We start from the raw sequence: 18,750 nt of genomic DNA, 5'->3' as shown, positions 1-18,750 counted from the left end.
AGCGCCACCGCCAGCCCCACCGCCCCTGCCACGTTCTCGGTGCCCGAGCGGCGGTCGCGCTCCTGACCTCCGCCGTGGATGAGCGGCTCGATCGGCGCTCCCGTCGGCAGGATGAGCGCCCCGACCCCCTTGGGCGCCCCGAGCTTGTGCCCGCTGATCGCGACGCCGTCGGGGCGGGCGTCGAGGCTCGCCGCCCCCGAGGCGGCGCCCGGCGCGGCCGGCAGCACGGGCATCCACCCCGCCGCCTGCACCGCGTCGACGTGGATTCGCGCGCCCACCGACCGCGCCGCGCGCGCAAGCTCCTCGACGGGCTGAAGAGTTCCGACCTCGTTGTTGGCGTGCTGCACGGCGACAAGCGCTGTTCCGGGTCGCAGCAGCCCCTCGAGCTCCCCCGTCGAGTACCGCCCGAGCGCGTCGACACCGAGCCGCGTCACCTCGACTCCGTGCCAGCGTGCGAGGTGGTCGGCCGCGGCGAGGACCGCCTCGTGCTCGACGGCCCCCACGACGACGTGCCGGTCGCGTCCGGCTGCGATCGCCGAGAGCGTCAGCCCGATGACTCCGAGGTTGTCGGCCTCGGTGCCTCCGGACGTGAACACGATCTGCGCCGCCCGCACGCCGAGCAGGCGCGCGATGCGGGCCCGGGCATCCTCGAGGGCGTCGGCGGCGCGCCGCCCCAGCGCGTGCGTGCTCGACGGGTTGCCGTACTCGCCCGTCAGGTGCGGCCACATCGCCTCGAGCACGGGGCGGCGCACGGATGCCGTAGCCGCCTGATCGAGGTCGATGATCGTCATGCGCGCCTACAGCTCGATGTCGAGGCCGAGGTCGAGGGAGGGCGCCGAGTGCGTGAGGGCCCCGACCGAGATGACGTCGACGCCCGTCTCGGCGATCGCGCGGACGGTGTCGAGGGTGACGCCCCCGCTCGCCTCGGTGATCGCGCGGCCGCCGATGAGCGCGACGGCCTCGCGCAGTTCGGCGAGCGGGAAGTTGTCGAGCATGATCGTGTCGGGCTCGGCGGCGAGGACGGCGGCGAGCTGGTCGAGCCGGTCGATCTCGACCTCGAGGTGCGTCGTGTGCGGGATGCGCGCGCGCACCGTGCGGATCGCCTCGGTGACGTCGAGCCCCTGCGCCGTCAGGACGGCGAGGTGGTTGTCCTTGAGCATGACCGCGTCGGAGAGCGAGAAGCGGTGATTGCGGGCGCCGCCGGCGCGGACGGCGGCCTTCTCGAGCATCCGCAGCCCTGGCGTGGTCTTGCGGGTGTCGACGATGCGGGCGCTCGTGCCCGCGACCGCGTCGACGTACGCGCGGGTGAGGGTCGCGACGCCGGAGAGGCGCTGCGCGAGGTTGAGGGCGACGCGCTCGCCGAGGAGGATGCCGCGGGCCGGGCCGTCGATCTCGGCGACGACGGTTCCGGGCTCGAGGGGGGTGCCATCGGGGTGCGCTCGCACGACGCGGAGGGTCGGGTCGGCGTGCCGGAAGGCGATCTCGAGGGCGAGGCCGCCGGCGAGGATGCCCGTGCTGCGACTGACGACGCGGGCTGTCGCGGTCGCATCGGCCGGGATCGCGGCCTCGGAGCTGATATCGCCCCAGGGGGCGTCCTCGGCGAGGGCGCGGTCGACGACGGACTCGACGGCGGAGGCGGGCGGGTCGACGGCGGTCATGCGGCTCCTCGGGTGCGGGTGCGGGCGGTGCGGGTCTCGGCGGCGCCGACTCCGGGTTGCGTGGAGTGCGCGGCCCTCCACAATTCAGGAATCGCCGCATCAGCCGGTGCCCAGACACGCCGGACGCGCTGAGACTCGACCGCGGTCGGGACGTCGCTCCGCCAGTGCGCGCCGCGAGACTCGGTGCGCGCGAGAGCAGCGGCCGCCATGAGACGCGCGAGCGGCAGCAGGGTCTCAGCGATGGGGTCGGTGGGCCGAGCATCCGCAAGATCTCGGGCCAGAGCAGCCAGCTGGGTGCCGTCGCGCTCGAGGCCGAGCGACTCCCACGCGCGGGCCCGCAGGGTCGCTGCGTCGATCCGCGTGGCGTCGGGCATCCGTCGAGAGAGCGGCGGAGCCTGCTCGACGGCGACGCCTCGCGGAATCAGCGGTTCCTGAATTGTGGAGGCGGTAGCGGCGACCATGCGGGACGTCAGGCGCCGCGCCATCACCGCCGCCTCGAGGAGCGAGTTCGAGGCGAGGCGGTTCGCGCCGTGCACCCCCGTCGCCGCGGTTTCGCCCACAGCGAACAGGCCCGGAACCGTCGTGCGGCCGTCGAGGTCGGCGAGGACGCCGCCCATCGCGTAGTGCGCCGCGGGCGTCACCGGCACGAGCTCCCGCGACCAGTCGATGCCCGACCGGCGCACGAGCGCGTCGATCGTCGGGAAGCGGCGCGCGAGGGCGGGGGCTCCCCCGAGCCGAGCGGCGACGGCGCGAGCGTCGAGCAGCACCGGGTCTCCGCCCTGAGCGCGCATCGTGCGGGCGATCGCGCGGGCGACGACGTCGCGGGGGGCGAGCTCGGCGCGAGCATCCACCGCGGTCATGAAGCGGCGGCCGCTCGCGTCGAGCAGCGTCGCTCCCTCGCCGCGCACCGCCTCGGAGACGAGCCCGCCGCCCGCGAGCACCGTCGGATGGAACTGCACGAGCTCGAGGTCGGCGACCATCGCCCCGGCCGCGTGCGCGAGGACGACCCCCGAGCCGATCGCGCCGGCAGGGTTGGTCGTGCGGGGGTAGAGGGCGCTGTATCCGCCGGTCGCGAGCACGATGGCCTCGGCATCGAGCACGCGGCGCTCACCGCACGCGTCGACGGTGACGAGCCCCGACACCGCGCCGTTGCGGGTGCGGATGCTCTCCGCGCGCACGCCCTCGAGCACGGTGACCCGGCTCGACCTGACCACCCGCGCGAGGGCGTCGACGATGCGGGCTCCCGTCGCGTCGCCGCCCGCGTGCAGCACGCGCGCCCGCGAGTGCGCGGCTTCGAGGCCCGGGGCGAGGTCTCCGGTGGCGTCGCGGTCGAACTCGACCCCGAGCTCGAGGAGCTCGGCGATGACGGCCGGTGCCTCCCTGCAGAGGGCGAGCGCGGCATCCGCGTCGACGAGACCGGCGCCGGCCGCCACGGTGTCGGCCGCATGCAATTCAGGAGAATCGTCGTCGCTCACCGCCGCCGACACGCCGCCCTGCGCCGAGGGGCTGGCCCCCGCGCCCAGTGATCCCGCGGTCAGGAGCGTGATCTCCTGAATTGTGGAGGCGCGCGCAGCGGCGCCGGATTCCTGAATTGTGGAGGCGCGGGCGAGGCGCAGGGCCGTGAGCAGCCCGGCGAGGCCCGACCCGACGACGACGACGTGCACGCGCGGCCCCGGTCAGCCGCGCGGCTTCGCGGCGAGCATCCGCTCGAGGGCGACGCGCGCGTCGGACTGCACCGCGGCGTCGACGACGATCTCGTTGACCACGCGGCCGGCGACGAGCTCCTCGAGCACCCAGGCGAGGTACCCGGGGTGGATGCGGTACATCGTCGAGCACGGGCAGATGACCGGGTCGAGGCAGAAGATCTCGTGCTGCGGGTGCTCGGCCGCGAGCCGGTTGACCATGTTGATCTCGGTGCCGATCGCGAAGGTCGTCGGCTCGCTCGCCCCGGCCACCGCGCGCCGGATGTAGTCGGTCGACCCCGCCTCGTCGGCCGCGTCGACGACCTCCATCGGGCACTCGGGGTGCACGATCACGCGAACCCCCGGGTGGGATGCCCGGGCAGCCTCGATCTGCTGCGGCGTGAACCGCTTGTGGACGCTGCAGAATCCGTGCCACAGGATCACCTGCGCGTCGAGCAGCTCGTCGGCGGTCGACCCGCCGAGCGCCTTGCGGGGGTTCCACATCGGCATGCGCGAGACGGGCACGCCCATCGCCTTCGCGGTGTTGCGCCCGAGGTGCTGGTCGGGGAAGAACAGCACGCGCTGGCCGCGCTCGAAGGCCCACTCGAGCACCGTCGCGGCGTTGGACGACGTGCAGACGATGCCGCCGTGCCGCCCGCAGAACGCCTTGAGCGCGGCGGAGGAGTTCATGTAGGTGACGGGGATGACCGGGGCCCGGCCGTCGGCGTCGGGCGTCGACCCGTAGAGGGCGGTCAGCTCCTCCCACGCCGCTTCGACCGAGTCGATGTCGGCCATGTCCGCCATCGAGCATCCGGCCGCCAGATTCGGCAGGATGACCCGCTGCGATTCGCGAGCCAGGATGTCGGCCGTCTCGGCCATGAAGTGCACGCCGCAGAAGACGATGAACTCGGCGTCGGGCTTGGTGAGCGCGGCGTTCGCGAGCTGGAACGAGTCGCCGAGGAAGTCGGCGTGCTCGACGACCTCGTCGCGCTGGTAGAAGTGCCCGAGGATCACGAGGCGGTCGCCGAGCGCGGCCTTCGCGGCGCGGATGCGGTCGTGCAGCTCGGCGTCGAGCGCGTCGCGGTACTCGGCCGGCAGCGCGCCCTGCCGCGGCGACCCCGTCGGGATCACATCGAGCATCGACGAGCCGGGGCCGTAGCCGGGCATCGTGTCGAACTCCCACGGGCCCTTCGCGAGGTCGGGCGTGCAGACCTCGCCGGCAGCGCCGTTGGTGATCCCGCGGATCACGGTGTCGAGAGCGGTCATCGGTGATCCTCCTGGGCGTGGGCGGCGGGGTCGGGTGAAGGGTCGGCGGGGTCGGGTGCGGTGACGGTGACGGGGGTGGGCGGATGCTGCGCCGTCGCCGCGACCACGCGCGCGGTGAGCGGGCCGGCGTCGGCGAGCTCGACTCCCCCGGCGTAGCGGTAGAGCTTGGGCGGGCGGTGCCGACCGCCGACGACGACGTCGCCCGTGGGCTCGATCGCCCCGGACGACTCCATCTGGCGGCGGAAGTTCGCCGGGTCGAGGGGCTTCCGCAGCACCGCCTCGTGCACGCTCCGCAGCTCGGCGAGCGTGAACTGCGCTCCGAGGAAGGCGTGGGCGATGCGCGAGTACTCCATCTTGGTGCGCAGGCGCCAGAGGGCGTACTCGACGATGAGGTTGTGGTCGAAGGCGAGATCGGGCAGCTCGTCGGCCGGGAACCAGCGCACGTTCTCGCCGAGGCTCACGCGCTCGGCCTCCTCCGGCCGCACGAGCGCCCAGTAGACGATCGATACGAGGCGGCTGTCGGGCGAGCGGTCGACGTCGCCGAACGCGTACAGCTGCTCGAGGTAGGTCGGCTCGAGGCTCGTCGTCTCGAGCAGGTTCCGGCGGGCGGAGGCCCCGAGGCTCTCGGACAGCGCGACGGGGCCGCCGGGCAGCGCCCACCGGTCGAGATACGGGTCTCGGATGCGCCGGACGAGGGGCAGCCAGACGCTGGGTTCTCCCGCGTCATTGGGCCGGAGCGCGAAGATGACGGTCGACACGGCGAGGCCGATGCCGGATGCGGCGGCGGGCATCCGCGCCCCCTCTCGTCGCTGCGTGCGGACCGCGATCGCGGTTAGAGTCACTCTGACCTGAACGGAGTCTAGCACTTCGTGTCAGGGCGACACGAACCGGCGGATGCGTCGCCGTCGCCTGTGCGCGCTCCCGCATGCGCCCGCGACCGCCAGAATGGGCGCATGGCCGAGGCGTTCGTGATCCCGCTCTGGGCCGACCTGCTCGCGGTCGGCATCGGAGCCCTGCAGGGCGCGCTCTTCGCGGCGCAGTTCCGCGACCGGCGGCTCGACTGGCTGGGCGTCGCGATCATCGGCATCGTCGTCGGGTTCGGCGGCGGACTCCTGCGCGACCTGCTGCTCGACGTGCCGCTCGCTCCCCTGCAGACGAACTGGTACGTCGTCGTCGCGACGGGCGCGGCGCTGCTCGGGATGCTGCTCGAGCGCGTGTTCTCGCGGCTCAACCGCCTCATCACGGCGCTCGACGCGCTCACGATCGGACTCTTCGGCGCGATCGGCACGACGAAGGCGCTCGCGCTCGGCATCCCGGAGGTCGCGGCGGTCTTCGTCGGCGTGCTCGCGGCGGTCGGCGGATCGATCCTGCGCGACATGCTGCTCAATCTGCCGATCGCCCTCATGCACGTCGGGTCGCTCTACGCGGTCGCCGCGGCGGCCGGGTCGGGGGCCATCGCGGTGCTGCTGTCGCTCGACGTGCCCGTGCTCGCCGCTGCGGCCATCGGGGTCGTCGTGACCTTCGGGGTCCGCATCGCGTCGGTGCTCTTCGGCTGGAGCCTGCCCGAGCAGCGCTCGATCGGGCGGCTGCCGAAGCTCCCGCTGCCGCCGTTCGCGCGTCGCGGTCGCGGGCGCACCGTGACGACCGCGACCGGCGTCATCCACCTGCGCCCGACGACGGCCTCGGTGCCGGTCGTGTCGAACGGGGATGCTCCGCCGCACCCGCGGCGCCGCTCCCCCATCCCCGGCGCAAGCCGACACCGCGGGTAGCCCGGCCGGGGCCGCGCGCCCTCCCGCCCCGCGCTCGTCTCCACAACTCAGGAATCGTCGACGCGGGCGGGGTGCGACACGCCGACAAGAGCGCTCGCAGCGCCGGCCGCCGTTCGCGAGTCCTGAATTGTGGAGGTGCCGCGCTCAGAGTGGCGGGCGTCGGTGCGCGCGTCCGCTCGCCGGCTGCGGCAGGATGCGAGCGTGACCCTTCTCATCACTGGCGGCACCGGCACGGTCGGCCGCCCCACGGTCGAAGCCTGTCGCGCGGCGGGGCTCGCGCCGAGCATCCTCAGCAGACGAACCGGCCCCGATCACGTCGTCGGCGATCTGCGCGACCCGGCCGCGCTCGCCACCGCCCTCGCGGGCGTGACGACGGTGCTGCACCTCGCGACGAACCGGCGGTCGGATGCTCGAGCCACGTCGCACCTCGTCGAGGCCGCGCGATCCGCGGGAGTGGAGCACCTCGTGTACCTGTCGATCGTCGGCGTCGACGCCGTGCCGCTCGGGTACTACCGATCGAAGGTCGCGTGCGAGCGGATCATCGCGGCATCGGGCGTGCCGTTCACGGTGCTGCGGGCGACGCAGTTCCACGACTTCGTGGCGGGCGCGTTCGTGGCGCAGCGTCGGCTGCCGCGGGTCGTCACGGTCGATGTGCCGTTCCAGCCGATCGACACGCGGGCCGTCGCCGCGCGGCTCGTGTCGCTCGTGGGCGTAGCGCCGGCGAACGGGCGCGTCGACGATCTCGGCGGGCCGGACGTGCTGCCGATGCGCGAGCTCGCCGAGCAGTGGCTCGTCGCGCGCGGCGTCTCCGGGGCGGATGCGCGGCGCCGGGTCATCGAGTGGCGCGCGCCCGGCAAGCTCGTCGCGGCCTACCGCGCCGGGCTGCACACGACCGGGCAGCCCGGGCCGGGCATCCGCTTCGCCGACTGGGCGGCGACGGCGGCGCGCTGACCCTCAGGGCGCTCTGAGTCGTGCCGCGCGCCTCCACAACTCAGGAGATCTCGCCGCGAAGCGGCCCGACACGCCGATGCGAGGCGCATCAGGGGCCCCCAGCGCGCAGAGTTCCTGAATTGTGGAGACGGCCGCCCGTGGAGGTCGTCGGCCCGGAACGCGCGGGAGGGCGCAGCTCAGGCCGAGACGAGCTCGCGGTCGGGCGACTCGAGGCGGATCGCCCGGTTGACCGCCGAGACGACCGCCTTGAGCGAAGCCGTCGAGATGTCGGCGTCGATGCCCACGCCCCAGAGCGTGCGCCCGTTCACCTCGAGCTCGACGTACGCCGCGGCGAGGGCATCTCCGCCGGCCGAGAGCGCGTGCTCGACGTAGTCGAAGAGGCGGATCGCGATGCCCTCCGACTCCATGATCGACAGGAACGCCGCGATCGGCCCGTTGCCCGTCGCCGAGACGCCGTCGATCGACTCGCCGTCGCGCAGCGTCGCGTCGAGGCGCACCTCGCCCGTCATGTCCGAGGCCGTCCGGGTCGAGAGCAGCTCGAAGCGACCCCACTTCTCGTCGGCGGAGGCGGCGGGCAGGTACTCGTCCTGGAAGATCTCCCAGATCTGCTCCGACGTGACCTCGCCGCCCTCGGCGTCGGTCTTCGCCTGCACGACCCCGCTGAACTCGATCTGCAGCTTGCGCGGCAGGTCGAGCTTGTGGTCGGCCTTGAGCAGGTAGGCGACTCCGCCCTTGCCCGACTGCGAGTTGACGCGGATGACGGCCTCGTAGGTGCGGCCGAGATCCTTCGGGTCGACGGGCAGGTAGGGCACACCCCAGACGAGGTCGTCGACGCTCACGCCCGACTCCGCGGCACGGGCATCCATCGCCTCGAAGCCCTTCTTGATGGCGTCCTGGTGCGATCCGCTGAAGGCCGTGTAGACGAGGTCGCCCGCCCAGGGGCTGCGCTCGTGCACCTTGAGCTGGTTGCAGTACTCGGCGGTGCGCTTGATCTCGTCGAGGTCGCTGAAGTCGAGCTGCGGGTCGATGCCCTGCGTGAACAGGTTGATGCCGAGCGCGACGAGGTCGACGTTGCCGGTGCGCTCGCCGTTGCCGAAGAGGCACCCCTCGATGCGGTCGGCTCCGGCCATGTACCCGAGCTCGGCGGCGGCGACGGCCGTGCCGCGGTCGTTGTGCGGGTGCAGGCTCAGGATGATCGAGTCGCGCCGCGCGAGGCGCCGGTGCATCCACTCGATGGAGTCGGCGTAGATGTTCGGCGTCGCCATCTCGACCGTGGCCGGCAGGTTGATGATGAGCTGACGCTCGGGCGTCGGCTGCAGCTGCTCGATCACGGCGTTGCAGATCTCCAGCGCGGTCTCGAGCTCGGTGCCCGTGTAGCTCTCGGGGCTGTACTCGTAGAAGACCTCGGTGCCGGGCACGGTCGACTCGTACTGCTGGCACCAGCGGGCGCCCTGCAGCGCGATCTCCTTGACGCCCTCGACGTCGGTGCGGAAGACGACCTCGCGCTGCAGCGCCGAGGTCGAGTTGTAGAAGTGCACGATCGCGCGCTTGGCGCCCCGGATCGACTCGTAGGTGCGGGCGATGAGGTGCTCGCGCGACTGCGTCAGCACCTGGATGGTCACGTCGTCGGGGATCAGGTCGTCCTCGATGAGGTGGCGCACGAAGTCGAAGTCGGTCTGCGACGCCGACGGGAAGCCGACCTCGATCTCCTTGAAGCCCATCCGCACGAGGAGGTCGAACATGATGCGCTTGCGCTCGGGGCTCATCGGGTCGATGAGGGCCTGGTTGCCATCGCGCAGGTCGACGGCGCACCAGCGCGGGGCCTGCGTGATCGTCGCGCTCGGCCACGTGCGATCGGGCAGCGAGACGGGGAGGGCCGACTGGTACGGCTCGTACTTGTGGATCGGCATGCCCGAGGGCCGCTGACGGTTCTGCATGAGGTGCTCCTGCTGTCTGGTTCGAAGGGTTTCAGCCGACGACGAACTCCGCGACGAGGGAGGCTAAGGGTCTAAGCCTCGTCGCGGCAGCGAAGAAGGAGCTGGCCGAACACGCCTTCAGGGTACACCCGGGCCGCGCGGGTGCGCGAACGAGCAGGGGCGCGGATGCTCGAGCCCCGATCGGCGCGCGCCGAGCATCCGCCGCCGACCGCGACGGGTCTCAGAACCCGAGCCGGCCGAGCTGCTTGGGGTCGCGCTGCCACTCCTTGGCGACCTTGACGTGCAGCTTGAGGAACACGCGCCGGCCGAGCAGCTTCTCGATCTCGAGCCGCGCGCGCGTGCCGACCTCCGTCAAGCGAGCACCACGATGCCCGATGATGATGCCCTTCTGGCTGTCGCGCTCGACCCAGACGTTGGCGTAGATGTCGATGACTCCCCCGGGCGCGCGCTCGGCCATCTCGTCGATCGTGACGGCGAGCGAGTGGGGCAGCTCGTCGCTCACGCCTTCGAGCGCGGCCTCGCGGATGAGCTCGGCGACGCGGTCGTCCTCGGTCTCGTCGGTCACGGCCTCCTCGCCGTAGAGCGGCGGCGAGACAGGCATGAGGCCGATGAGCTCGTCGGCGAGGAGCTCGACCTGGTCGCCCGTGAGCGCCGAGAGCGGGATGATCTCGTCCCACTCGCGCAGCTCCGACACGGCGAGCAGCTGCTCGGCCACCTTCGTCGGGCCGGCCACGTCGGTCTTCGTGACGATCGCGACCTTCCGCGTGCGCGGGAACGAGTCGAGCTGCTCGTTGATGTACCGGTCGCCGGGGCCGATGGGCTCGTTCGCGGGCACGCAGAAGCCGATGACGTCGACGTCGCCGAGTGTGTCCTGCACGACCGCGTTGAGGCGCTCGCCGAGCAGCGTGCGCGGGCGGTGCATGCCGGGCGTGTCCACGACGATCAACTGACCGGATGCCCGGTGCACGATCCCCCGGATCGCCCGCCGGGTGGTCTGCGGCTTCGAGCTCGTGATCGCGACCTTCTCGCCGACGAGCGCGTTCGTGAGGGTCGACTTGCCCACGTTGGGGCGGCCGACGAAGGTCACGAAGCCCGCGCGGTGCTCGGGCGTCGCGTCGGGCTCGCCGGACTCTGCGCCGCCGGAGCGGGGCTTGCGGGGGCGGTCGCTCATGGTCGGGCCTCGCTCAGCTGTGGTCGGGGTGGGGGGCGGATGCGGGCGACGCCGGGGAGGCGGCGGAGAAGGCGCGACGGGCATCCTTGAGCGCCTCATCGGCCTCGACGAGAACGGTGACGACGCGCTTGCGGCGACCCTCCGTGCGCTCGGCCGTGAGGATGATCCCGTCGACGATGGCGGTCGACCCGGCGACGGGCAGGCGGCCGAGGTGCTTGGTGAGCAGGCCGCCGACGGAGTCGACGTCGTCGTCGTCGAGCTCGATGCCGAACAGGTCGCCGAGCTCGTCGACGGGCATGCGCGCGCTCACGCGGAAGCGGTCGTCGTCGAGCTGCTCGGAGGTCGAGATCTCGCGATCGTACTCGTCGCTGATCTCGCCGATGAGCTCCTCGATGAGGTCCTCCATCGTCACGAGGCCGGCGATGCCGCCGTACTCGTCGACGACGAGCGCGAGGTGGTTCGACTCGACCTGCATCTGGCGGAGCGCGTCGTCGGCCTTCTTCGACTCGGGGAGGAAGAGGGCGGGCTTCGCGAGCTCCTCGACGGTCGTCGTCGCGCACGCCTCGGGCGTCTCGTAGGCCATGCGGGCCGCGTCGCGCAGGTAGACGACGCCGAGCACGTCGTCGGAGTCGTCGCCGACGACGGGGATGCGCGAGACGCCGCGGGCGAGGAAGAGGCTCATGGCGTCGGTGATGGTGAGCTCGCGGTCGAGCGTCACCATGTCGGTGCGCGGCACCATGACCTCGCGCACGATCGTGTCGTTGAACTCGAAGATCGAGTGGATGAGCTCGCGGTCCTCGACCTCGAGCACGTCGAGGTCGGTCGCCTCGTCGACCATGCTGAGCAGCTGCTCCTCGCTCGAGAAGGTCGCGCTGCGCGGCCGGCCGGGCGTGACGCGGTTTCCGAGGAAGACGAGCAGGTCGGCGAGCGGGCCGAGCATGAGCCGCACTCCGCGGATGAGCCCGCCGGTGAGGCGCAGCAGCTCGCGCGGGTGGGCGCGGCCGACGCTGCGCGGGCTCGATCCGACGAGCACGAACGAGACGCCGATCATGATGAGCGCGCTCACTGTGAGCACGAGCCACCACTCGTCGAGGATCGCCGCGAACGCGAGCGTGATGAGCACCGCCGCGATCGTCTCGGCGACGATGCGGAGGAAGTTGACGGCGTTGACGTGCGCGCCGACGTCGGCCGACACCGCGAGGAGCGTGCGGGGGCTCTTCTTGCGCGAGGCGAGGTCGATGAGGTCGGTGCGGCTGACGACGCCGAGCGCCGCGTCGATCGCGGCGAGGAGGCCGCCGAAGGCGACGAGGACGCCCGCGACGACGAAGAAGAGGACGGTGATCATGTCGCGCGTTTGCGTTCGGCGAGCGCGAAGCCCACGAGGACATCGCGCTGCACGCCGAACATCTCCTTCTCGTCCTCCGGCTCGGCGTGGTCGAAGCCGAGGAGGTGCAGCAGGCCGTGCGTGGTCAGCAGCAGCAGCTCGTCGAGCGTCGAGTGGCCCGCGGCCTCGGCCTGCGCGATCGCCACTTGCGGGCACAGCACGATGTCGCCGAGGAGGCCCGGCGGAGTGGGCTCCTCGTCGGAGCCGGGGCGCAGCTCGTCCATCGGGAAGCTCAGCACGTCGGTGGGGCCGGGCTCGTCCATCCACTGCAGGTGCAGCTGCTCCATCGCGCCCTCGTCGACGAGCACGATCGCGAGCTCGGCGTCGCGGTGCACGTTGAGGAAGTCGAAGGCGTGCAGCGCGAGCCGCTGCAGCGCCTCGTCATCGACCTCGACGCCCGACTCGTTGTTGATCTCCACGGCCATGACTACCAGCTCCCGCGTCGGGGGCTGCGACGGATGCCCGTGCTGCGATCGCGCTGCAGCCCCGATCGGCGCGCGGCCCGGTTCTCGCCCTCGGCACCGCGATCGCCGTCGCGCGCGCTGTCGCGCTCGTGCTTCTGCGCCATCCGCTGGGCGTCGTAGGTCGTGTAGGCGTCGACGATGCGGCCGACGAGGGTGTGCCGCACGACGTCGTCGCTCGTGAGGCGCGCGAAGTGGATGTCGTCGATGTCGTCGAGCACGCGCGTGACGAGCTGGAGCCCGCTGGCGCCCACGGGCAGGTCGACCTGGGTGATGTCGCCCGTGACGACCATCTTGGAGCCGAACCCGAGTCGCGTGAGGAACATCTTCATCTGCTCGGGCGTCGTGTTCTGCGCCTCGTCGAGCACGATGAACGAGCTGTTGAGCGTGCGCCCGCGCATGTAGGCGAGCGGCGCGACCTCGACGACCCCGGTCGCGAGGAGCTTGGGCACGAGCTCCGGGTCCATCATCTCGTTGAGCGCGTCGTAGAGCGGCCGCAGGTACGGGTCGATCTTGTCGGTGAGAGTGCCGGGGAGGAAGCCCAGGCGCTCGCCCGCCTCGACGGCCGGCCGCGTCAGGATGATGCGGTCGACTTCCTTGCGCTGCAGCGCCTGCACGGCCTTCGCCATCGCGAGGTAGGTCTTGCCCGTTCCGGCGGGCCCGATGCCGAAGACGATCGTGTTGAGGTCGATCGCGTCGACGTAGGCCTTCTGCCCGAGCGTCTTGGGGCGGATGCTCTTGCCGCGGCTCGTGAGGATCGCCTGGCTGAGCACGTCGGCGGGGCTGCCGGCGCCCTGCTCGAGGATCTTGGCCGAGCTGGCCACCTCGACTTCGCCGAGGTCGTGTCCATTGCGGATCATGGTGATGAGCTCCCCGACCAGCGCGCTGGCCGCTTGTACCTCGGCGGGGTCGCCGTGGAGGGTGATCTGATTGCCGCGCACGTGGACGTCCACCTGGCGGTACTGCTGCTCGAGGGTGCGGAGCAGGCGGTCCTGCGGGCCGAGGAGCCGCACCATGGCGACCCCGTCGACCTCGATGGCGACGTGCCCGGGCGCGGCCGGGGCGGAATCGTCAGTGGGCAAGTGACCCCTCGGCGAGCGAGCCCGCGAGGACGTGCGCGTGCACGTGGAACACGGTCTGCCCGGCGCCGGCGCCGGAGTTGAAGACGAGGCGGAAGTCGCCGTCGGCGTGCTCGTCGGCGAGCGACTGGGCGGTCGCGACGACCTCGGCGAGGAGGGCCGGGTCGGCGGCGGCGAGCTCGGCGACCGTGCGGTGCTCGGCGGTCTTCGGGATCACGAGCAGGTGCACGGGCGCCTGCGGCGCGATGTCGCGGATCGCGATGAGCTGATCGGTCTCGAGCACGATGTCGGCCGGGATCTCGCGCGCGATGATGCGCTCGAAGATCGTGGGCTCGGCGGTCGGCTCGGTCGTGGTCATGCGGTCCATTCTAGAGCGCCGCTCGGCGACGGCACGGGGCTTGCGCCCGGGTTGCGGCCGGGCTTCGCTCTGGGCGTGCGGGCCGGGGTGAATCGTGGTTCCACCGCCGGCGCCAGGAGGCCATGCGCTCGTCGTCGAGCTCGACGCCGTACGAGGCGAAGTACGTGCCCCCCCAGCCCGGCCCGTAGTTCCACGCGAGCGACTGGGCGCCGGCCGCGAGGTCGAGCCAGCGATCGCCGACGCCGAGCGAGCCGAGGTCGACGTGCGCGGCGAAGCGGCCCCGGGCATCCAGGAGGGTGTTGGGCGCGCAGGCGTCGCCGTGGGCGACGACGCGATCGGCGTCGCGCGGCTCGGGGTCGCCCGGCAGCCGCGGGCCGAGGGGCGCCGCGCAGGCGAAGGGGCACTCCGTGACGCTGAGCGAATCGTGGAGCAGGCGCAGCGATTCGCCCAGCACGCGCACCGCCGTTTCGGGCTCGGCGCGCCAGCGCTCCGCGACCGCGGACTCCGCCGGCAGCGCGCGCGTGAGCAGGTGCTCGTCACCGTCGTCGCTCGTGCCGACCCCGACGAGCTCGGGCGCGGGATGGCGACCGGCGATCCAGGCCAGGCGCTCCGCCTCGTCGGCGGGGCTCGGCTCGTCGGGCCACGCCGCGAGCGTCGCGCCGGGCACCCACTTGAGCACGAGCGCCTCGCCGCGGTCGGGCTCGAGTCGGACCGTCCAGCCGCCGAGGTCGTTGCGCCACAGCGGGCGCACGGCGGCGCCGGGCAGCAGGCGGTCCGCGAGCGCGCGCAGCGGTGCGGGCGGCTCGGCGCCGTCGAGCACGAGCTGCCTCGCGAGGTCCGGGGCCTCGTCGTCGTGCGCCTCGCGCTCCGCTGTCACCAGCGACCGAGCATCCCGCTCAGCACGGCGATCGCCGCGGGGCCCGCGGTGGAGGTGCGCAGCACGGTTCCGCCCAGGCGCACTCCGCGCCCGCCCGCGGCGGTGAGCGCCGCGAGCTCCTCGGGTGCGACGCCGCCCTCCGGCCCGACGACGAGCACGACGTCGCGATCGCCGAGCACGGCCGCATCGAGAGCGGTGAGCGGATGCTCGGCGAGCGGATCGAGGACGAGCACGGTCGCCGAGGCGGCGAGCCCCGCGATCGCGGCCGTCGTCGCGAGCGGCGCGACCTCCGGCACCCGTGGCCGGATCGCCTGCTTGCTCGCCTCGCGCACGATCGTCGCCCAGCGCGCGCGGCCCTTCTCGGCCTTGGCCGCATCCCACCGCGAGATGCTCCGCGCGGCCTGCCAGGGCACGATCGCGTCGACGCCGAGCTCGGTCGCGGCCTGGATCGCGAGCTCGTCGCGGTCGCCCTTCGCGAGGGCCTGCACGAGCACGATGCGCGGCCGCGGCTCGGGCGCGCGCTCGACGTGCTCGACGCGCAGGGCGACCTCCTGCGGGCTCGCCTCGACGACCTCGCCCTCGACGATGAGCCCCGCCCCGTCGCCGAGGCGGAGGCGCTCGGTCGGACGGACCCGTGAGACCGTGACCGCGTGGCGGGCGTCGGGGCCCGTCAGCCGCACGATCGCGCCGAGCGGGGCCTCCGCCCCCGCGAGCTGCGCCGCGAGCGAGTCGTCGAGGTAGAAGTGCGCCACGCGCGGGCCTAGAGGTTCAGGAACCGGTCGCGGAGCTTGGAGAAGATGCCCTGCTGGAACGTCGAGAACTCCGGGGGGACGGGGCGGCGGGAGCCCGCGAACTCCTGGATGAGCTTGGTCTCCTTGCTGTTGAGGCGCACCGGGGTGACGACCTGGATGCCGATCTTGAGGTCGCCGCGGCCGGCGCCGCGGAGGCGCGTGATGCCGCGCTCCTTGATCGTCAGGACCTCGGCGCTCTGCGTGCCCGGCTTGATCTCGACGCGGACGTCGCCGTCGAGCGAGCGCAGCGTCGCCGTCGTGCCGAGGATCGCGTCGGTCATCTGCAGCTCGAGGGTCGCGAGGAGGTCGTCGCCCGAGCGGCTGAAGGTCTCGTGCGTCTTGACCTTGATCTCGAGGTAGAGGTCGCCGTTGGGGCCGCCGGCGGGGCCGACCTCGCCCTGGCCGGGGAGCTGGATGCGCACACCGGTGTCGACGCCTGAGGGGATGTCGACGGGGATGGTGCGGCGGGCGCGCACGCGGCCCTGGCCGGCGCACGTCGGGCACGGGCTCGGGATGACCGTGCCGTAGCCGCGGCACGAGCCGCACGGGCTCGAGGTCATGACGTTGCCGAGGAGGCTGCGGACGGTGCGCTGGATCTGCCCGGAGCCGCGGCAGATGTCGCACGTCTGCGGGCTCGTGCCCGGCGAGCAGCAGGAGCCCTCGCAGGTCTCGCAGAGCACGGCCGTGTCGACCTCGAGCTGGCGCGTCGTCCCGAAGACGATCTCCTCGAGCTCGACCTCGACGCGCAGGAGGGCGTCCTGGCCGCGCTCGCGGCGCGATCGGGGGCCGCGCTGCTGCTGCGCCCCGCCGAAGAAGGTCTCGAAGATGTCGCCGAAGCCGTTGAAGCCGGCGCCGCCCCCGAACCCGCCGCTGCCGCCGAGGTCGTACTGCTGGCGCTGGTTCGGGTCGCTCAGCACGTCGTAGGCGTGGGTCACGAGCTTGAAGCGCTCGGCCGCCTCCCCGCTCGGGTTGACGTCGGGGTGGAGCTCGCGCGCGAGCCTCCGGTAGGCCTTCTTGATGTCGTCGGCGCTCGCGTCGCGGGCGATGCCGAGAACGTCGTAATGGTCTGCCACTTATTCCTCACCGAGCAGCCGGGACACGTAGCGCGCGACGGCGCGGACGGCTGCCATGTTGTTCGAGTAGTCCATGCGGGTGGGGCCGAGGACCCCGAGTTTGGCCGAGAGGTCTGCGCCGACCCTGTACGCGCTCGTGACGACGGCCGTCTCGCGCAGCACCTCGTCGTTCTCGCGGCCGATGCGGGCGGAGACGCCGTGCTGATCGAGCTCCATCTCGCGGAAGAGCTTCAGGAGCGTCACCTGCTCCTCGATCGCCTCGAGCACCGGGTAGACGCTGCCGGCGAAGTCGGATTCGGTGCGGACGAGGTTCGCCGCACCCGCCATGACGAGCCGGTCGCTGCGATGCGCATCCACATGGCCCAGGAGGGCCTCGGTGACGACCGACACCGCCGGGCGGCGATCGGGAGCGAACTGCTCGTCGAGCTTCGGAGCGAGATCGGTGACGTCGCTGAGCGAGCGACCGGCGATGGCCGAGTTGATCTTCGCGCGCAGCTCGCCCAGGAAGACCTCGTCGGCCTCGGCGGGCAGCTCGATGATGCGCTGGTCGACGCGGCCGCCGTCGGTGATGAAGACGGTCATGACGCGCGTCGCCGAGAGCGGAACGAGCTCGACGTGGCGCACGCGCGCGTGTCCGAGGGTCGGGTACTGCACGAGCGCGACCTGGTTGGTGAGGCTCGCGAGCAGGCGCACGGTGCGGGCGAAGACGTCGTCGAGGTCGACCGACTGATCGAGGAAGGCGGCGATCGCCTGGCGCTGGCCCGCGCTCAGGGGCCGGAGATCCTGCAGCTGGTCGACGAAGAGGCGATAGCCCTTGTCGGTCGGCACGCGGCCCGAGGAGGTGTGCGGGGCCGCGATGAGCTCCTCCTCCTCCAGCTGCGCCATGTCGTTCCGGATCGTCGCGGCGCTCACGCCGAACTGGTGGCGCTCGACGATGGCCTTCGAGCCGACGGGCTCGCGCGAGGCGACGTAGTCCTGCACGATCGCCCGCAGGACGTGGAGGGCGCGCTCCGAGACCATGGCGCTCTCCTTTCCGACGTGCGATTCGATCCGGGGCGGCGAGTGCTGGCACTCGCCTCGGCTGACTGCCAATTCTACCCCGGTGCACCGAGCGATGATGATTGCCCGCGCGGCGGCCGAGCGCTAGTTTGTGCCTGAGTTCCACCCCACTCGATCGGACGCATCGAAAGGCAGCACGCTCATGACCGACTCCACCCCTCCCCCGGCCGCGGCATCCGCGGCTCCGCTCAGCGAGGCCGAGGACCGCCAGTGGGCCTCCTTCGCCCACCTCGGCGGCATCTTCTGGATCCTGCCGTCGCTCATCATCTACCTCGTCTTCAAGGACCGCGGAAGCTTCACGCGCGTGGAGTCGAAGGAGGCCCTCAACTTCCAGATCACCGTCGGCATCGCGTACATCGCGCTGCAGATCGTCGCCGCGATCCTCGCGGCGGTGACCTTCGGTCTCGGCGGGCTGCTCGGCTTCCTCGCCCCGCTCATCTGGATCGCCTCGGTGATCTTCTCCATCCTCGGCTTCGTCCAGGCCAAGGACGGCAACCACTACCGCTACCCCGTCTCGGTGCGCTTCATCAAGTAGGCGCGCCTCGATCGCGAACGGGGTCCGGCCGGAGGTCGGGCCCCGTTCGTCGTCGCAGGGCGGGCACGGCGCCGCGTCGCGGACGTCGCGGGTCGCAGACGCAGCGGTCATAATGTCGAGCATGACCCAGCAGCCGCCCGCCAACCCGTACGCTTCGACGCCGAACGCGATGCGCCCCGAGGACGAGAAGACCTGGGCGATCCTGACCCACGTCGGCGGACTGTTCATCCCGGTCGTCGCGCCGCTCGTCATCTACCTCGTGCTGCGCGACCGCGGACCGTTCATCCGCCACCACAGCGCGACGGCGCTCAACTTCCACCTCACGATCGCGATCGCCTACCTCGTGGGGCTCGCGACGTCGTGGCTCATCATCGGCATCTTCGTGATGATCGCCGCCGCGATCGTCTTCTACGTCCTGGGCATCATCGCGGCGATCTCCGCGGGACGCGGCGAGTTCTACACGTACCCGATGACGATCGCGTTCCTGCGCTAGTTGTACCCGGTCAGGACGTTGGTGACACTCGGCTGATCGGGGGTTGGCCTCCGCAGGCGGTGTGGGCTCGAGCGTAGTTGTAATGCTCAAGCCAGGGCGCGAGGGCATCGTGACGGGCCTGGTTCGTCAGAAACGGCTGCCGATAGGCCCAGTTCTCCTGCAGGGTCCGGTTGAACCGTTCGGCCTTCCCGTTCTGCCAGGGGCAG

Annotated in this window: 19 protein-coding genes and 1 pseudogene; 4 read left to right on the top strand and 16 right to left on the bottom strand. The window is 72.1% G+C overall.

Features of this window, described 5'->3' with window-relative positions; genetic code table 11:
- The 5 genes from Q7T15_RS03780 to Q7T15_RS03760 all read right to left on the bottom strand — a co-directional run.
- Positions 1-791 (bottom strand): cysteine desulfurase family protein (locus Q7T15_RS03780; protein ID WP_304693427.1); only part of this gene is annotated, 791 nt, incomplete at its 3' end.
- Between the two features lie 6 nt (positions 792-797).
- Positions 798-1,658 (bottom strand): carboxylating nicotinate-nucleotide diphosphorylase, encoded by an 861-nt coding sequence (gene nadC, locus Q7T15_RS03775; RefSeq protein WP_304693425.1) that lies wholly within the window; start codon positions 1,656-1,658, stop codon positions 798-800.
- Complete coding sequence (locus Q7T15_RS03770; RefSeq protein WP_304693423.1) at positions 1,655-3,322, bottom strand: L-aspartate oxidase; 1,668 nt, start codon at positions 3,320-3,322, stop codon at positions 1,655-1,657. Before Q7T15_RS03770 ends, nadC begins: the two co-directional genes overlap by 4 nt.
- Positions 3,323-3,334: 12 nt before the next feature.
- Positions 3,335-4,606 (bottom strand): quinolinate synthase NadA, encoded by a 1,272-nt coding sequence (nadA, locus tag Q7T15_RS03765; RefSeq protein WP_304693421.1) that lies wholly within the window; start codon positions 4,604-4,606, stop codon positions 3,335-3,337.
- Positions 4,603-5,397: an NUDIX domain-containing protein gene (locus tag Q7T15_RS03760; RefSeq protein ID WP_304693419.1), complete on the bottom strand. Its 795-nt coding sequence runs from the start codon at positions 5,395-5,397 to the stop codon at positions 4,603-4,605. The genes nadA and Q7T15_RS03760 overlap by 4 nt, the downstream gene beginning before the upstream one ends.
- A 162-nt stretch (positions 5,398-5,559) precedes the next feature.
- On the opposite strand from Q7T15_RS03760, the pseudogene Q7T15_RS03755 reads away from it, so the two are divergent.
- Together Q7T15_RS03755 and Q7T15_RS03750 are read left to right on the top strand one after the other, a co-directional pair.
- Positions 5,560-6,195, top strand: a pseudogene (locus tag Q7T15_RS03755) (trimeric intracellular cation channel family protein); the annotation flags it as partial.
- 381 nt (positions 6,196-6,576) lie between these two features.
- On the top strand, positions 6,577-7,326 hold the full coding sequence (locus Q7T15_RS03750; protein ID WP_304693417.1) for an SDR family oxidoreductase: 750 nt from the start codon (positions 6,577-6,579) through the stop codon (positions 7,324-7,326).
- Between the two features lie 176 nt (positions 7,327-7,502).
- Here the strand turns inward: Q7T15_RS03750 and leuA are convergent, their stop codons facing one another.
- The 10 genes from leuA to hrcA all read right to left on the bottom strand — a co-directional run bounded on the left by leuA (position 7,503) and on the right by hrcA (position 17,477).
- A complete protein-coding gene (leuA, locus tag Q7T15_RS03745) occupies positions 7,503-9,263 on the bottom strand; it encodes a 2-isopropylmalate synthase (protein WP_304693415.1) in 1,761 nt (586 codons plus the stop codon).
- 220 nt (positions 9,264-9,483) lie between these two features.
- Entirely contained in the window at positions 9,484-10,434 is a 951-nt protein-coding gene (gene era / locus Q7T15_RS03740; protein WP_304693413.1) for a GTPase Era, read from the bottom strand.
- A 13-nt stretch (positions 10,435-10,447) separates the two neighbouring features.
- Positions 10,448-11,779, bottom strand: a complete 1,332-nt coding sequence (locus Q7T15_RS03735; protein ID WP_304693411.1) for a hemolysin family protein — start codon at positions 11,777-11,779, stop codon at positions 10,448-10,450.
- On the bottom strand, positions 11,776-12,243 hold the full coding sequence (gene ybeY, locus Q7T15_RS03730; RefSeq protein WP_304693409.1) for an rRNA maturation RNase YbeY: 468 nt from the start codon (positions 12,241-12,243) through the stop codon (positions 11,776-11,778). Before ybeY ends, Q7T15_RS03735 begins: the two co-directional genes overlap by 4 nt.
- A 2-nt stretch (positions 12,244-12,245) precedes the next feature.
- Complete coding sequence (locus Q7T15_RS03725) at positions 12,246-13,295, bottom strand: PhoH family protein (protein WP_304693429.1); 1,050 nt, start codon at positions 13,293-13,295, stop codon at positions 12,246-12,248.
- Positions 13,296-13,350: 55 nt separating this feature from the next.
- On the bottom strand, positions 13,351-13,716 hold the full coding sequence (locus Q7T15_RS03720) for an HIT domain-containing protein (protein ID WP_304693407.1): 366 nt from the start codon (positions 13,714-13,716) through the stop codon (positions 13,351-13,353).
- A gap of 10 nt (positions 13,717-13,726) precedes the next feature.
- Positions 13,727-14,593 carry a phosphotransferase gene (locus tag Q7T15_RS03715; RefSeq protein ID WP_304693405.1) on the bottom strand — a complete coding sequence of 289 codons (867 nt, stop codon included), beginning with the start codon at positions 14,591-14,593 and terminating at the stop codon, positions 13,727-13,729.
- The gene (locus Q7T15_RS03710) at positions 14,590-15,345 is read right to left on the bottom strand and encodes a 16S rRNA (uracil(1498)-N(3))-methyltransferase (protein ID WP_304693403.1); all 756 of its coding nucleotides are present in this window, start codon (positions 15,343-15,345) and stop codon (positions 14,590-14,592) included. Before Q7T15_RS03710 ends, Q7T15_RS03715 begins: the two co-directional genes overlap by 4 nt.
- Positions 15,346-15,353: 8 nt before the next feature.
- Entirely contained in the window at positions 15,354-16,457 is a 1,104-nt protein-coding gene (gene dnaJ / locus Q7T15_RS03705) for a molecular chaperone DnaJ (protein ID WP_304693401.1), read from the bottom strand.
- Positions 16,458-17,477 (bottom strand): heat-inducible transcriptional repressor HrcA, encoded by a 1,020-nt coding sequence (gene hrcA / locus Q7T15_RS03700; protein WP_304693399.1) that lies wholly within the window; start codon positions 17,475-17,477, stop codon positions 16,458-16,460.
- Positions 17,478-17,658: 181 nt separating this feature from the next.
- Here hrcA and Q7T15_RS03695 point away from each other — a divergent pair, with 181 nt between their 5' ends.
- Both Q7T15_RS03695 and Q7T15_RS03690 read left to right on the top strand, forming a co-directional pair.
- Complete coding sequence (locus Q7T15_RS03695; RefSeq protein ID WP_304693397.1) at positions 17,659-18,051, top strand: DUF4870 domain-containing protein; 393 nt, start codon at positions 17,659-17,661, stop codon at positions 18,049-18,051.
- A 121-nt stretch (positions 18,052-18,172) separates the two neighbouring features.
- The gene (locus tag Q7T15_RS03690) at positions 18,173-18,544 is read left to right on the top strand and encodes a DUF4870 domain-containing protein (protein WP_304693395.1); all 372 of its coding nucleotides are present in this window, start codon (positions 18,173-18,175) and stop codon (positions 18,542-18,544) included.
- Positions 18,545-18,554: 10 nt separating this feature from the next.
- Here the strand turns inward: Q7T15_RS03690 and Q7T15_RS03685 are convergent.
- The coding region (locus Q7T15_RS03685; protein WP_304693393.1) for an integrase core domain-containing protein at positions 18,555-18,750 on the bottom strand (196 nt) is incomplete at its 5' end.

Origin of the sequence: Microcella sp., assembly GCF_030645145.1 — a bacterium.
Classification (GTDB): domain Bacteria; phylum Actinomycetota; class Actinomycetes; order Actinomycetales; family Microbacteriaceae; genus Microcella.
This window is presented reverse-complemented; position numbering and strand designations above follow the sequence as displayed.